Here is a 15,782-nt window from a genome sequence, read left to right on the forward strand (position 1 = left end):
CAACCGTGCTGAAGCACGGTGAGCATCGCCGGCCGCAAAGCGCGACGCGCAGTAGCTTTGGTCAGGCATCCCTCACCGCTTGTCGAACTGATGAGCACTGGCCTGCTTCAAATCCCTGGCTTCTTCAACCATCCTGCGGTGGGCGATCCGTTTGCGCATCACTTCCGCATGTTGCGCGGCAGTCATGGGGGGCACGGTCATCAAGTCCTTCAGCTGCGCGGTATTGCTGTAGTTACTTTTCATAAGACGGCTCAAATGCTCGGCTCCGTAGTGGATGAACTGGCTGCTTCTGATGTGATTATGCGCTGGTATTGGCCGCTGCGCCGCTGCGTACGGGATTATTGTCAAATAATTCCGCTGCAGCGCAACATGCGAGGTCTTATTGTGCGGCAAAATCATGTCTCCAGTATGACCTTGCGCAAATAAAAGGACAGGGGGAGCGCCGCCAGCGTAAGGCGGACGGCGCCGGCCGGGGAGGGCCTGGATGCTTACTTTTGGTAGTTGACTCTCACCAGCATGCGAATAAATTCTCGCGCGATTTGACGATGATGTTCATCTAATCTTTGCAAATCGGCAATTAATTTCACATCGGCGGACTCAAAGCGCGATAAAGCGCTGCCCGCTTCGCCATTCGGCGTGGCGCTTTCCGGACCGCCAAAACGCAACCATTCCGCGGGAACGCCCAACCATTGGGCAATCATGCGCAATTTTTCTTGCGTGGGAATTGCTTCACCTACTAACCATTTCCTAGCTGCATGCACAGTAATCGGGCGTCCATCGAAACGGATGTTGAATTCCCGGGCCAGTCTGGTCGGGCTGTCTGGAGAGTAATGGGCGTTTTTGAGAGCCAACTGAAGTCGCTGGCTGAAGCTTTCGCGTTCGTTAGAAGAATTCATAGGTGTACTATTTCATGTTGTAACATGAAAGTCAGTTTCTTGAATGACCATACAGATTGTTACATTTGAAAAGAGTATCAATTAACAATTAACACTCCGGCCGGGCTTTTCAGGTCAAAAAGTGGGCCGAATTTTCTCTTGCGATTCTGCGTGGCTTCGGGTCAAATTCGCGGCTAGCCTTGATTTTCGCACTGCAGCACGATTCAAAGCCTCGGTTTGGCATTACAACGTACGGTATCGGATAATGCCCTCCTCTACCGATACATGCAATGCCCATGTCATACAATTTCTTGTAGACAAAGTTTTCAGAAGGGCCATTTTGTTTCCAATATGGAAACGACATGAACAACGTGTTCATAGTGAAACGTTGTTTTTTGATCGTGCCTACTGGAAAGAATCTGCACCTAAAAAATTTTACTGCCATCGCAGCGAAAAGAATGTCGCCGTTATGCCAGGAAAGCTCTTTTTGGTGTCATCTTGGCCACCAACTCTCGATCTTAAGCTCGTTTGTGCAAGAAGAATCAATTTATTTTCAGTAATTGTTGTCTGATTCGCCAAATTCTCCCTTTACGCCTTCTTTTTTCTTTGTTGCAGCACGGGCAGGGCACGCTACAATAGTATTGACGTTGACGTAAACGGCACTTTGCCACCACCTGTCTCGCCGCATCCCATCTGACGACCGACCACCCATGCAACCGACACCGCCCGCACCCATGACGACCTATACCATTACCGAACTGGCGCGGGAATTCGACATCACGGCGCGCGCCATCCGTTTCTATGAAGACCAGGGCTTGCTCAGCCCGAAACGCGAAGGCGCAGGCGGCCGCAGCCGCGTCTACACGCCGCGCGACCGCACCCGCCTGAAACTGACCCTGCGCGGCAAGCGCCTGGGCCTGGCCTTGTCGGAGATCAAGAGCCTGGTCGACATGTACGAGTCGCCGAAGGACACGCGCGCGCAGATGGACCGCTTCCTGGGCGTGCTGGCGCAGCACCGGCAGACCCTGGAGCAGCAACGCATCGATATCGAAATGGCGCTGGCGGAAATCAGCGCGCATGAAGACGCGTGCGCGCGCATGCTGGCGGACTTGAACCTTGATAAGGCGCAAACAAGCTAGCAAGGCAAGCGGCGCACACCTGCCGCGCGCGCCACTTTACGTTTACGTAAACGTCACAACTGAGTATCATAGCTTCACTGACCCGGCACCCATGACCGCCACACTTATAACGACGACGAGGACGACATGCTCCATCTCCCAGGCTTGACCTTTGACCACGGCGACGACATCGCCTCCCTGCGCGAAGCGATCCAACAATTTGCCGCCGCCGAAATCGCGCCGCGCGCGGCCGAGATCGACCGCACCGACCAGTTCCCCATGGACCTGTGGCGCAAGATGGGCGACATGGGCTTGCTCGGCATCACCGTCAGCGAAGAATACGGCGGCGCCGGCATGGGCTATCTGGCGCACATCATCGCCATGGAAGAGATCTCGCGCGCCTCGGCTTCCGTCGGCCTGTCCTACGGCGCCCACTCGAACCTGTGCGTGAACCAGATCAAGCGCAACGGCACGGCCGAGCAAAAGGCGAAGTACCTGCCGAAACTGATCACGGGCGAGCACATCGGCGCCCTGGCCATGTCGGAACCGAACGCGGGCTCGGACGTCGTCAGCATGAAGCTGCGCGCCGACTTCAAGGGCGACCGCTGGGTCTTGAACGGCACCAAGATGTGGATCACCAACGGTCCCGACGCGGACGTGCTGGTGGTGTACGCGAAGAACGACCTGGAAGCGGGTCCGCGCGGCATGACGGCTTTCCTGATCGAAAAGAATTTCAAGGGCTTTTCCATCGCGCAAAAGCTCGACAAGCTGGGCATGCGCGGCTCGCACACGGGCGAACTGGTATTCCAGGATTGCGAAGTACCGGCCGAAAACGTGCTCGGCGGCCTGGGCAAGGGCGTCAACGTGCTGATGTCGGGCCTCGATTTCGAGCGCACCGTGCTGTCCGGCGGCCCGCTGGGCATCATGCAGGCCTGCATGGACCTGGTCGTGCCCTACGTGCATGACCGCAAGCAATTCGGCCAGCCCATCGGCGAATTCCAGTTGATGCAAGGTAAGCTGGCCGATATGTATTCGACCATGATGGCGTGCAAGGCCTATGTCTACGCCGTGGGCCAGGCTTGCGACCGCGCCACCACGCCGGAAGCCGTGCGCCAGTTGCGCAAGGATGCGGCCGGTGCCATTCTGTATAGTGCGGAAAAGGCGACCTGGATGGCGGGCGAAGCGATCCAGGCGCTGGGCGGCAACGGCTACATCAACGAGTATCCGGCTGGCCGCCTGTGGCGCGATGCCAAGCTGTACGAAATCGGCGCCGGGACCAGCGAAATCCGCCGCATGCTGATAGGCCGCGAACTGTTTGCGGAAACCAAGTAAGCACGGGCGCGCGGCGATCGACTGGGTGAGGAGCCATTCATGCGAGCACAGCTATGACGCACATTGCCTTCCCCAAATTGCTCTCTTCCCAGATTGCATTCGATATCGCGCGCACCATCCGCGACGGCTTCGACAAGCATTACCGCCTGTTCCGCGCAACGAGCCAGCAAGCCAAGCGGTATTTCGAGCAAGGCGCCTGGAGCGCGGCACAGACGGCGGCCCGCGAACGCATCGACTTCTATGACAAGCGCGTGCAGGAATGCGTGCAGATGCTTGAAGATGAGTACGAAGAGTCGGAGTTGAGCGACGAAGTGTGGCGAGAACTCAAGCTGCACTACATCGGCATGCTGACGGAACACAAGCAGCCGGAACTGGCGGAAACCTTCTTCAATTCCGTCTGCTGCAACATCCTGCACCGCACGTATTTCAATAACGACTATATTTTCGTGCGCCCCGTTGTTTCCACGGAATACATCGAAACGCAAGACCCCGCACCCACCTACCGCGTGTATTACCCGGGCCAGGACGGCTTGCGCGATACCCTGACGCGCATGGTGAACAACTTCCAGCTGGACTGCGCATTTGCCAACCTGGAGCGCGACGTGGCCCAGGTGGAAGCGCGCCTGCAGCAGCTGTTCGGCAGCGACCGGCTGGAGCCGAACCACCAGCTCCAGGTCCTGACCAGTTTGTTCTACCGCAACAAGGGCGCCTACCTGGTCGGCAAGGCCATCAACGGCAACCGCGAATACCCGTTCGTCGTACCCATCCTGCACAACCGCCACGGCAAGCTGGTGCTCGACACGGTGCTGTTCGAGCAGCAGCAGATCGCCGTGCTGTTTTCGTTTACGCGCGCGTATTTCCTGGTGGATATGGAAGTACCGTCCGCCTACGTACAATTTCTCCGAAGTTTGCTCCCGCGCAAGCCTCGCAGTGAGATTTATACGATACTGGGCTTGCAAAAGCAGGGCAAGACCTTGTTTTACCGCGACTACCTGCAGCATTTAAAACACTCGTCGGACCACTTCGAGAGCGCCCCCGGCATTCGCGGCCTGGTGATGCTGGTATTTGCCCTGCCGTCGTTTCCGTATGTCTTCAAGGTGATCAAGGATTTCTTTCCTCCTCCCAAGGAAACCACGCGCGCGCAAGTCCAGCAAAAGTATTTGCTGGTGAAACACCACGACCGCGTGGGCCGCATGGCCGACACGCTCGAGTATTCCAACGTGGCTTTTCCCCGCGCCCGCTTTGCCGCGGAACTGCTGGCCGAGCTGAAGCAGTTCGCCCCCTCGCTGATCGAAGAAGAGCACGGGCAGATCATCATCCGCCACCTGTACATCGAGCGGCGCATGGTGCCGCTGAACATGTGGCTGAGCAATGCCGAGAAGGAAGGCCGCGATGACCTGGTGGAACACGCCATCATCGAGTACGGCAACGCCATCAAGGAATTGGTGGCGGCGAATATTTTCCCTGGCGACATGCTGTATAAAAACTTTGGCGTGACCCGTCATCAGCGTGTCGTATTTTACGATTACGATGAAATCGAGTACATCACCGATTGCCAGTTCCGCGTCATCCCGCAAGCCCGCACGGAGGAGGAAGAAATGTCGGCCGAACCGTGGTATCCCATCGGCAAGCACGATGTGTTTCCCGAACAATTCGGCACCTTCCTGCTGGGCAATCCCCGTATCCGCAGCTATTTCATGCAGCACCATGCCGACCTGCTGACGGCCGCCTACTGGCAGGCGCGCAAGCAGCGCATCGAAGACGGCCATATCGAGGACGTCTTCCCGTATCCGCAGCACCTGCGTTTTTGTATGCAGTCACCTTCCCACCCCTCAACCGGAGATCCAACATGAATGATCCAGTCGTAATCGTCGGTGCCGCGCGCACCCCCATGGGCGCCTTCCAGGGCGACTTTGCCAACGTCACCGCCAGCGACCTGGGCGCCGTGGCCATCCGCGCCGCCGTCGAACGGGCCGGCGTGGCGCCGGATGCCGTTGAACACGTGTTTTTCGGTAATTGCCTGATGGCTGGCCAGGGCCAGGCGCCCGCGCGCCAGGCCTTGCGCAAGGCAGGCTTGCCCGATTCCACGGGCGCCGTGACCCTGTCGAAAATGTGCGGCTCGGCCATGCAGACGACCATGTTCGCGCACGACACCTTGCTCGCCGGCAGCGCCGACGTGGTGGTGGCGGGCGGCATGGAATCGATGACCAACGCCCCCTACCTGGTGCCGAAGGCGCGCGGCGGCTACCGCATCGGCCACGGCATGATCTATGACCACATGATGATGGATGGCCTGGAAGACGCCTACAGCCGCGACGAAAAGGGCAATGCCCGCTCGATGGGCACGTTCGCCGAAGAGTGCGCCAGTCAGTACAGCTTCACGCGCGAAGCGCAGGACGCGTTTGCCATTGAATCCGTGAAACGCGCGCAGGCGGCCACCAAGGATGGCAGTTTCGAATGGGAAATCGTGCCCGTGACCGTTTCCGGCCGCGGCGGCGACACCGTCGTCAGCATCGATGAAGGCCCGCAAAAAGCCCGCCTGGAAAAAATCCCGACCCTGAAGGCCGCATTCAAGAAGGATGGCACCATCACGGCCGCCTCGTCCTCGTCGATCAACGATGGCGCGGCAGCCCTGGTGCTGATGCGCGAATCGACGGCGAAAAAACTGGGCTGCACCGTCATCGCGAAAATCCACGGCCACGCCACGCACGCGCAGGCGCCGAACGAATTCACCACGGCCCCCATCGGAGCCATCAAGAAGCTGTATGCGAAAACGGGCTGGAGCAGCAGCAAGGTGGACTTGTTCGAGATCAACGAAGCGTTCGCCGCCGTGCCGATGGCCGCCATGCACGACCTCGACATTCCGCACAGCAAGATCAACATCCACGGCGGCGCGTGCGCGCTGGGCCATCCGATCGGCGCCTCGGGCGCGCGCATCATCGTCACCCTGCTGGGCGCCCTGAAGAAAACCGGCGGCAAGCGCGGCGTGGCGGCCCTGTGCATCGGCGGCGGCGAAGCGACGGCGATGGCAATCGAACTGGTATAAGCTGTTCCTGAGCACGGGCGCGCACTGCGGTTCACGGTGCGCGCCTTTCATTTTATTTTCAGGGAGAAAACATATGCCTACCGCATTGATCATCGGCGCCTCGCGCGGCATCGGCCACGAAATCGTCCGTCAATACCGCCACGACGGCTGGCGAGTGATCGCCACGGCGCGCACGCCGGACGCCTGCGAGGCCCTCAAGCAACTGGGCGCGGAAGCGCACCAGCTCGACGTGACGGATGTGGAAGGCTGTGCCGGCCTGGGCTGGAAGCTCGACGATGAAAAACTCGACGTGGCCATCCTCAACGCGGGCGTGTATGGCCCCCGCCACGACGGGTTTCCTGCGCAAGCCGATTTTGACCTCGTCATGCACACGAACGTGCTGGCGGCCATGCGGCTGCTGCCGATATTGGCGCCGCTGGTGGCTAACGCCAAGGGCAAGCTGGCCGTGCTGTCCTCGCACATGGGTTCCCTGAGCGAGCGCGGCAACCCCAGCGGTTCGCTGTACCGCGCCAGCAAGGCCGCCTTGAATTCCGTGCTGATCGACACGTCCCTCGTGCATGGCCCGCAAGGCGTCAGCTGCGTCGCTTTCCACCCGGGTTGGGTACGCACGGACATGGGCGGCGCCGGCGCTGATATTTCACCGGAAGAAAGTGCTGCCGGCATCCGCGCCACCCTGGCCAGCCTGCCGGCCACGGACAAGGCCGTGTTCCGCAACTACGACGGCAAACCCATCGCCTGGTAATTCCCTGAATCCACCATAAAAACAAACGAGACGACGTCCCATGATACTCAATGAAGAACAATCGATGATCCAGGAAGCGCTGCGCAGTTTTTCGCGCGAGCGCCTGGCGCCCAATGCGGCTCGCTGGGACAAGGAACATCATTTCCCCAAGGAAGAATTGCAGGAACTGGCCGCGCTGGGCGCCTTTGGCGTGGCCGTGCCGGAAGCGCTCGGTGGCGCCGGCCTCGACTACGTGTCCTTGGCCCTGGTGCTGGAAGAAATCGCCGCCGGCGATGGCGGCACGTCGACCATCATTTCCGTGAATAATTGCCCCGTGTGCAGCATCGCCATGATGTATGCCAATGATGCGCAAAAGGAACAGTGGCTGCGTCCGCTGGCGCAAGGCACGATGCTGGGGGCGTTTTGCCTGACGGAACCGCACACGGGCAGCGACGCCTCCGCCCTGCGCACCACGGCCACCCGCGATGGCAATGCATATGTAATCAATGGCACGAAGCAGTTCATTACCAGCGGCAAGTATGCGGACGTGGCCATCGTCATGGCCGTCACCGACAAGGCGGCCGGCAAGCGCGGCATCAGCGCCTTCTGGGTGCCGACGAACACGCCAGGCTACATCGTGGCGGGACTGGAACAGAAGATGGGCCAGCATTCGTCGGACACGGCGCAAATCCTGTTCGAGAATTGCCGCATCCCCGCGGAAAATCTGATAGGCGAAGAGGGCCAAGGCTACAAGATCGCCCTGTCCGGCCTGGAAGGCGGACGCATCGGCATCGCTTCGCAAGCCGTGGGCATGGCGCGCGCCGCGTATGAAGCAGCCTTGCAGTACGCACGCGAGCGCGAAAGTTTTGGCAAACCCATCTATGAACACCAGGCCGTGCAATTCCGCCTGGCCGACATGGCCACGCAGATCGAAGCGGCGCGCCAGCTGATCCGCCACGCGGCGGCCATGAAGGATGCGGGCCTGCCCTGCCTGAAGGAAGCGGCCATGGCCAAGCTGTTTGCGTCGGAGATGGCGGAAAAAGTGTGCTCGGACGCCATCCAGGTGCACGGCGGCTACGGTTATGTGTCCGATTTCCCCGTCGAGCGCATCTACCGCGACGTGCGCGTGTGCCAGATTTACGAGGGCACGAGCGATATCCAGAAAATCCTGATCGCCAGGGCCTTGTAAAAGTATTTGGAAGTAACAGTCTCGGCGCTTTTAGAAACCGTAGCGAGCAAGCCCGATATCGGATTGAGTAACGCAGCCGTACTTCGGTACGGCGAGTAACGCCGATTCGAGAGCGGGCTGCGCAGTAGGTTTATAAACGCGCCCACCAGACGAAAAAAAAGCCCGCTAGCGCGGGCTTCGTTCCAATGTATTACCAATGCTTTAATCGTGTCATGGACGCCAGTGCTATCTGCAAAGTGCCTCCTGATTTTCGGACTCCCATGCTATCTGCATGGTGACTCCAAGGTGTAAATCGACCATCGTATCCGGAATTACAAAATCCATTTCTTCGCACTGTCACGCCATCGACATTACACCTGTCGGTCGCCGCGCTGAAACTGGATGGCGAGATAATTTGTTGCCAAATCTCAATCACTGAACGGAGTATAGCACAGCTTTTTGTGCAATGCAACAATGAATTGAAGCCATACGTTAAATCAAGTCCTTAGCGCCAGCGGCTTGTCTTCTTCGCCGCCACGGGCCACTCTTTCGTACTCGGAAATCACTTGCGCGCCCAGCAGCAGCAGGGTGGCGCCGATTTCCAGACTGAACATGACGACGATGGCCGTCGTCATCGAGCCGTACACGACATTGACCTGCGACAAGGTCGAAAAATACCAGACCAGCACATGGCGGGCAATTTCCCACAGCAGGGCCGCCGTCACGCCGCCGATCAGCGCATGCGTGATCGACAATCTTCCCACCGGCATGACCAGGTAAATAGAACTGAGTACGAGGATTTCGCCACCCAGCCCCAGCAGATACAGCAGCACGCCGGACACGCCTTCCAGGCCCCAGTCGTGGCGTAAGAAGCGCACGCTTTCCTCGCCCATCACCTGCAGGCTGCCCGCCACCAGCGTGATGAGCAAGATGCCCACGCCCAGGCACAGGATGTAGCAGTACGGCAGCACGGCGGAAATGAGGAAATGGCGGCGGCGGATGGCGACGCGGTGGACAAAGATCACGCTCATGGCGTTTTCCAGCACGGTAAACGCCAGCGAGCTGAAAAAGAGCATGGTCAGCAGCAGCAGCCAGCCGATCACGCCCCGGTTGTCGAGAAAATGCGCAATCTCGCCCACGATGGCCTTCGATTGCCCCGGCACCAGCCATTCCAGGTAATGGCCGATTGTCTGCAGCAATTCATCCTGCGCGATCACGTGCGACAGTGCCACCACCACCAGCATCAGCAAGGGCACGATGGACAGCAGCGAGTAATACGCGACGGCGCCCGCCAGCAGCAAGCCCTGGTTGGCGCGGAAACCCTTGAGCACCTGCAGCGCGAAGGCCAGCGGGTGGCTGAGGATGTAGGTACTGGCGTGGCGGTTGATCATGTCGGATGCGGTGAGGAAGGCGGCGCGGCCTCGTGCCACGCCTTATCACACTAGCATACTGACAATCGCCCCGCTGCACCGTACGCTAGCAGACGGCCGGCTCCAGCAGGGTCAAGGTTTGCCGGTCCGCATCCAGGGTCGCCAATATGCCCATCGGTAGCGTGAACTGGTGGCGGATGTGGCCAAACGAATAACCGCTGACGGCCGGCACGCGCAAAGGCTGCAGATGCTGGTCCAGGGTAGCATCGAGGGTCAGCGCCGTGTCGCCCTCGGCCGCCTCGCAATGCTCGAAGATGCCCAGCATCAAGGCCGCCGCGTGCTTGAAACCGACGGACAGGTCGAGCTGGCATAGCATGCGGTCGATGCGGTACGGCACTTCATTGATTTCTTCGAGGAAAAGGATATGCTCGCGGAAATCGGCCGCATACGGCGTGCCGGCCAGCGCGCTGACCATGCACAGGTTGCCGCCCGTCAAGCGTCCCGTCGCCTGGCCGCCATGCACGGCGCGGATGGCGAAGTTCGGTTGCGTCTGCGCGCGGCGGTGGTTGTCCAGCGCCATCGGTATCGTGTAGCTGTCTTGCGGCGTCATCAGCACATTGCGCAGCTGCGTCACCGTGTAGTCGGAAAACGTGGACGAGGCCACGGGCCCATGGAAAGTCACCAGGCCCGTCTGGCTGGCGATGCCCAGATGCAGGGCCGTGATGTCGGAATAGCCGATCAGCACTTTCGGATTGCGCTGGATCAAGGCGTAATCGAGCAGCGCCAGCAGCGAAATGCAGCCGGAACCGCCACGGATGGCCCAGATCGCCTTAACCTCGGGATCGGCGAACGCCGCATGCAGATCGTCGAGGCGTTGCTGCACCGTGCCCGCATAGTTGCCGTGCACGGCGCGGATGTTGGCGCCCAGACTGGCGCGCAGTCCCAGCGATTCGATATTGCGCTGGGCCTTGGCGATGGATTCCTCATCCGTAAAACCGCCCGGCGCGATGATGGCCACCAGGTCGCCGTCGCGCAGGCGCGCCGGTTTGATCAATGCGTGGTGCTGTTGCATGCGTTTGTCCTTCCCTTGCGCGGCCGCCGCCCACGCCGGTGTGCCTACCGCCCCCACGGTGGCGGCCAGCAAGCCGCCGAAGCGGCGCCGGCTGAGATTGGTCTGACTGGACATGCGGCCCTTTCCTGGAATAAAAACGGCGACGCCAGGCGCCGCCGCACGAGGTTAGCATGCCGACGGGATCGCCGCCGGCATGACCGCCTTACATGAACTTGTACTTCAGCTGGAACGACAGCGAGCGGCCGCGCGGGTCGGCCACGCGCGGGTCCCAGCCGGCGCCCACCACGTCATCCACGTTGTGCGCAGTGAATGGCGGGTCGCGGTCGAACAAGTTCTGGATACCCACTGTGATGGTGGTATTTTTGAAGCCCGTGTACGTGCCCGACAAGCTGTACGTGGTGTAACTGGACACATCGGATTTGAAACCTGGTGGCGGCGTCCCCTTGCCATCATTCGGTACCTGGTCCTTGTAGCCGGAAGCAAAACTCTGCACGAGCAAACCGCTCCAGTCGCCGCGCGATACGCTGAAGCTGGCATTGTGTTTCCAGCGCAAGTACAAATCACGCGTGTAGAAGTTGCCAACCAGCTCCTTGTATTCTTGCCCCTTGTATTCGGCAAACTTGAAGCTGTCCATATACGTGCCGTCCAGGGTTGCAGTCCATTTCGCGTCCTGGACCTTGCCTTCGCCGCGCAAGCTCACGTCCAGGCCGCGCACGCGGCTGCCACCCGCATTGAACCAGCCCGCCTGCACGTAATCGATGGTGCCATCGGGTTTGCGGAAGATGTACTGGTTCAGCGCCTGGTAATTGGCCAGCACGACTTGCGGCGTGCGTTTCAGGAGCTGGTCCTGGGTATTGATGGCCCAGTAATCGAACGAGGCGGAGTAACCCTTCACCGGTTCGATGACGATACCGACGCTGCCCTGCTTCGACGTCTCCGGCTTCAGGTTCAGGTTGCCGCCCGTCGTGTAAATGAGGCGGGGAATGGAACAGTATTCGGTCACGCCGGGATGCTTGATACAGCCTTCCGGATCTTTCACACCATTCGGCAATTCCTGCGTCAATACACCTGAATAGAGCTGGTCGAAACTCGGCGCCAGGAATCCCTTGCTGGCCGAGGCGCGGAACAGGACGAACTCGGCCGGTTGGTAACGCAAGGCAACCTTGGGATTCGTGGTGGCGCCCACTTGGCTGTAATCGTCACGACGCACGGCCAGCTGCATTTCCAGGTCTTTCATGATGGGTACCAGCAACTCGGCATACACGGCCTTGACGTTGCGACTGACATCCTTCAAGGCGGCATTTCCTGGCGCCAATAGAATCAGGTTGGCATCGACATCCTGTCCAAAACTGTAGCCCTCGCGGCGTAAATCAAAGCCGGCGGCCATCGCCACGGCGCCAGCCGGCAGTTGGAACAGCTCGCCGGATACGGAACCGTCGATCTGCGTCAGGGTCGTCTTGCCATGCTGGAAGTCGCCACGGAACTTGGTCGATTCGATCAATTGCCTGGCCGCTTCCGTCTGGCTCTGGCCGGCGCCCACCCATGGATTGATGATCCCTGTCCCCAAGGCCGCATATAACTTGTCCGTGTAGGAATAGCCATCTGTCAGCTTGGTCTTGGTGGTACTCTGTGCGTAGGAAACGCCGGTCTTGTAATCCCACTTGCCGAAGTTGCCTTCAAAACCCAGCAGCACGCGCGCATTGTCGGTGGTGTTTTCCTGCGTGCGGTTACCGATCTCATTGGCGCGCCATTTGTAGGCAATCGGCTTGGTATTGTCGAACGTGGGAATATAGGCCGATAAATCCTGGTAATACGCGCCGCCCACCGGATACACGGCCTTGTTGGCGATGCTCGTCTGCACCTGCATCGGCGTCAGGATCGCCGTGGCCTTGGTGCGCGAACCGAGCACTTCTACAAACATGCGGTGGTCGGGCGCCAGTTGGACAGTTCCACGCGACAGGAAATTGGCCCGCTCGACGGGAAATTGCAGCACATAGTCGGCGCCGTAATCATACGCACACGAATGCGTGGTGCTGCGCGGTGAGGTCACGTCTTTCCACAGTGCCGTCTGATACTGCGACATGCCGGCGATGCTGTCGCACTTGCCCTGGAAGCTCAGGGGATTGGCTTGCAGATACACCGTCGGGTCGCCAGGCAAGGTGTAACCGCCAATAAACGTCCCTGGTTTTGTCGGATCAGGATTGGGGATTTGCAGTGCCGTGCCCGGCCCCGACATCTGGTTGGCGAATGGCGTGCCCGTGGTGTCGGGCGACAGGCCACGGCCCGGCTGGTAGCCGTTGACGAAGGAGCGGTCACGGCCATTGAGCTGTTGCGCTTTATCGACGGTCAGGCTGGCCATGATGTTGTAGCGGTCTTCTTCCAGCGAACCCCTGCCGGCCAGGAGCGAGGCGCGGCGCGTGGCGCCGCCGCCTGCCTGCGTATCGTTGGTGGAAACGGACGCTTCCACGCCGCTGTAATTGGTTTTCAGAATGAAATTGATCACGCCGCCGATGGCGTCCGTGCCGTAGATGGCCGAGGCGCCATCCTTGAGGATTTCCACACGAGAAATTGCGCCCAGCGGAATGGAATTCAAGTCGACGGCACGGCCACTGGCACCGTGCGTGGCCACGCGGCGGCCATTCAGCAGTACCAAAGTCGCGCCCGGTCCCAGCCCGCGCAGCGAGGCGAACGAGGCGCCACCGGCAAGACGGTCGGCGTCGGCGCCAAACACGTTATTGCCCGAAGTCATGTTTTCGGCACCTGTGCCATTCGCCGACAGGGTGCGCACCAGTTGCTCGGCCGTCGTGATGCCCTGCTTTTCCATCTGGTCAAAGGTGATGACTTGCACCGGCAGCGCGCCTTCCTTGGCCACGCGCTTGATGCTGCTGCCCGTCACTTCGACCCGTTGCATTGCTGGCTCCGCCGCTTCCTGTGCCATCACCGGCCCCACCACCCCCATCAATGCCACCAACTGCGCTAGTTTCTTCAATTTCACTGGTCTCTCCTTGTTGGGCAATCGAAACTTGAGTTCTCAAGTCCAGGCTGTTTTGTAAGGTCGCGGCGTCTGTCTCGCGGTACATTTTTTTATGACGCCAGCGCTTTACTTTATTTGTTTTCATTTTCAGAGTAGCGCGATGCGTCCGGGCCCAGCCAATGAAAAATGCTTTCCTAACCATAACTTTTTGGAATGAATGCCCTTTTCAGCGACGTGGTCACTTGCCTGCGGGGCGGCCCTTGGTTTTATCCACGTCCAGATAGCGCCAGGACGTGAATTCCACGGGGTGGCGCCTGTAGTTTTTTAGCCACGGTTGCTGCAGGTCGGCAGAGATGGGATGCGTCAGCAGCACCCACGGCGTGTAAGCGTGGATCAGCTGAAACAGGTCGAAGTACAGACTGCGTCGGCGCGGCGTATCGGATAGCAGGCGCGCCTCCTCATAGCGTTTATTGTAATCGGGCAAGTTGAAGCGGGCATAGTTGGCGCGGCCGACGTTGCCGCCATACAACAATTGCATAAAGTTATCACCATCGGGGAAGTCGGCGATCCAATTGGTCTCGAACATCTGCACCTTGCCCAGGCGCGACGCCTTGATGATTTCCGTCTTCTTGTCGCTTTTAAACTCCACGCGCAGGCCGATGGCGTTCAGGTTGCGCCGCCACAATTCATCGCGCAGCCGGCCCACCGTGCTCGGCTCCGTGTGCATGGTGAGGATCAAGGGCGTGCCGTCGGGCTGCGTGCGGAAACCGTCGGCGCCCGCCTTGTAGCCGAAGCGCTCCAGCAAGGCGCGCGCCAGCGCCGGATCGTAGCCGACGGGGCTGCGGTAATCCTTGTCGTAGCCGAGCACGTTGGGCGGCAGCGGCGACTGCGCCGGCAAAGCCAGGCCTTTCTTTAATAACGCGATGTCTTCGCGGCTGTTGTAGCTGAGGGCGATGGCACGGCGCAGGGCCAGCTTGTCCTTGCTCATGCCGCCCAGCACGGGATCGTCCATATTCATCCACATGTAATACGTCTGCAGCACGGGAAAGCGCGTCAGCTGCAAACCCTTGGCAGCCAATGCCGGTTTCAGGGCGCCGTTTTCCAGCACCATGTCCGTCATCGATTCCGGCACTTGCTCCAGGTAATCGAATTCGCCTTTCAGGAATCCCAGCATGCGCGATTGATATTCCTCAACGATCCGCACCTCGATGCGCCCGACCAGGGGCAAACGTTTACCCTCCAGCGCGGCGGCGATGGCGCGCGCGTCGGCCGGCAAGGCGGCCAGCGCAGTGGTTTCCGTATGGAACACGGCAGGACGGAAAGTCGGGTTGGCTTGCAGCACGATCTTGTCGCTGCGCTTCCATTCCTTCACCAGGAACGGTCCCGTGCCCACGGGATGGTTGCCGATCTGCCCTGCCGCCGGGTACGCTTCAGCCACTTCGCGCGCCACCACGGCGGTCGCCGGCATGGCCAGGTAGAACAGGAAATTCGGATCGATGGCGTTCAGGCGGATGCGCAAGGTGTATTTGTCCAGCGCCTGCAAACCGGCGATCGGCGTGTCGTAGCTGAATTTGGCTTTCAGGGCCGCGTCGCCGACTAGCTTGTCTTCCAGCAAGAACAGCCACGGCGACTTCAGGCTGGGGTCATACAGCCGCGTCAGGCTGTACACATAATCCTGCGCCGTCACTTCGCGCGGCTGGCCCTTGAAAGCGGGATCGGGGGTGAAGAAAATACCCGGCTGCAAGTGAAAGGTATACATGCGGCCGCCGTCTTCCACGGTCGGCAAGCCGCGCGCCGTATTGCCCTGCAGCTGTACCGGGCGCGCCAGGTAGTCGTAGCGCAGCAAGGGGTCAAAAATGTTTTCCATCAAATTCAGGCTGGCCAGGTCCGAGGCCACGGCCGGGTCCAGGCCCGTCTCGCTGGTGCTTAAAAATAAGTGCAGGGTCTTGTTCGCGCGGGCATCGGTGGCGGCCTCGGCGGGCGCGGTAAACAGCGTCAACAGGGCCAGGCCGGCGGCGCAGGCGGTTTTGCGTAAAAACATCATCAGTGATCCAGTGCAGACAAGGGTAACGAACAGCGATAAGCGACAGACATCCCCCACACTAC

The 15,782-nt window shown here is 60.0% G+C and carries 12 protein-coding genes; 7 read left to right on the top strand and 5 right to left on the bottom strand.

Features of this window, described 5'->3' with window-relative positions; genetic code table 11:
• Nucleotides 1-18 precede the first annotated feature (18 nt).
• Nucleotides 19-426: a hypothetical protein gene (locus AC3RCG_RS00795; RefSeq protein ID WP_175444817.1), complete on the top strand. Its 408-nt coding sequence runs from the start codon at nt 19-21 to the stop codon at nt 424-426.
• 62 nt (nt 427-488) lie between these two features.
• Here AC3RCG_RS00795 and AC3RCG_RS00800 read toward each other — a convergent pair whose 3' ends face one another.
• A complete protein-coding gene (locus tag AC3RCG_RS00800) occupies nt 489-896 on the bottom strand; it encodes a hypothetical protein (RefSeq protein ID WP_034753756.1) in 408 nt (135 codons plus the stop codon).
• Between the two features lie 713 nt (nt 897-1,609).
• Here AC3RCG_RS00800 and AC3RCG_RS00805 point away from each other — a divergent pair.
• From AC3RCG_RS00805 to AC3RCG_RS00830, 6 genes are all read left to right on the top strand, one after another.
• The gene (locus AC3RCG_RS00805; RefSeq protein WP_046683171.1) at nt 1,610-2,014 is read left to right on the top strand and encodes a MerR family transcriptional regulator; all 405 of its coding nucleotides are present in this window, start codon (nt 1,610-1,612) and stop codon (nt 2,012-2,014) included.
• Between the two features lie 126 nt (nt 2,015-2,140).
• On the top strand, nt 2,141-3,325 hold the full coding sequence (locus AC3RCG_RS00810) for an isovaleryl-CoA dehydrogenase (protein WP_070260712.1): 1,185 nt from the start codon (nt 2,141-2,143) through the stop codon (nt 3,323-3,325).
• A 53-nt stretch (nt 3,326-3,378) separates the two neighbouring features.
• Nucleotides 3,379-5,178, top strand: coding sequence for a bifunctional isocitrate dehydrogenase kinase/phosphatase (gene aceK, locus AC3RCG_RS00815; RefSeq protein WP_492404855.1), 1,800 nt, complete (start codon nt 3,379-3,381; stop codon nt 5,176-5,178).
• Entirely contained in the window at nt 5,175-6,371 is a 1,197-nt protein-coding gene (locus AC3RCG_RS00820) for an acetyl-CoA C-acyltransferase (RefSeq protein WP_492404853.1), read from the top strand. Before aceK ends, AC3RCG_RS00820 begins: the two co-directional genes overlap by 4 nt.
• A gap of 73 nt (nt 6,372-6,444) precedes the next feature.
• Nucleotides 6,445-7,113: an SDR family oxidoreductase gene (locus AC3RCG_RS00825; protein ID WP_070221733.1), complete on the top strand. Its 669-nt coding sequence runs from the start codon at nt 6,445-6,447 to the stop codon at nt 7,111-7,113.
• A 40-nt stretch (nt 7,114-7,153) separates the two neighbouring features.
• Nucleotides 7,154-8,281: an acyl-CoA dehydrogenase family protein gene (locus tag AC3RCG_RS00830; RefSeq protein ID WP_492404851.1), complete on the top strand. Its 1,128-nt coding sequence runs from the start codon at nt 7,154-7,156 to the stop codon at nt 8,279-8,281.
• Nucleotides 8,282-8,757: 476 nt separating this feature from the next.
• Here AC3RCG_RS00830 and AC3RCG_RS00835 read toward each other — a convergent pair whose 3' ends face one another.
• The 4 genes from AC3RCG_RS00835 to AC3RCG_RS00850 all read right to left on the bottom strand — a co-directional run bounded on the left by AC3RCG_RS00835 (nt 8,758) and on the right by AC3RCG_RS00850 (nt 15,720).
• Complete coding sequence (locus tag AC3RCG_RS00835; protein WP_070221731.1) at nt 8,758-9,651, bottom strand: YihY/virulence factor BrkB family protein; 894 nt, start codon at nt 9,649-9,651, stop codon at nt 8,758-8,760.
• An 85-nt stretch (nt 9,652-9,736) separates the two neighbouring features.
• Complete coding sequence (locus AC3RCG_RS00840; protein ID WP_492404850.1) at nt 9,737-10,816, bottom strand: S66 peptidase family protein; 1,080 nt, start codon at nt 10,814-10,816, stop codon at nt 9,737-9,739.
• 88 nt (nt 10,817-10,904) lie between these two features.
• Nucleotides 10,905-13,697 (bottom strand): TonB-dependent receptor, encoded by a 2,793-nt coding sequence (locus AC3RCG_RS00845; protein WP_409027554.1) that lies wholly within the window; start codon nt 13,695-13,697, stop codon nt 10,905-10,907.
• Nucleotides 13,698-13,914: 217 nt separating this feature from the next.
• Complete coding sequence (locus AC3RCG_RS00850; protein ID WP_492404847.1) at nt 13,915-15,720, bottom strand: ABC transporter substrate-binding protein; 1,806 nt, start codon at nt 15,718-15,720, stop codon at nt 13,915-13,917.
• Nucleotides 15,721-15,782 lie beyond the last annotated feature (62 nt).

The organism is Janthinobacterium sp. GW823-FHT01H08 (assembly GCF_058797855.1).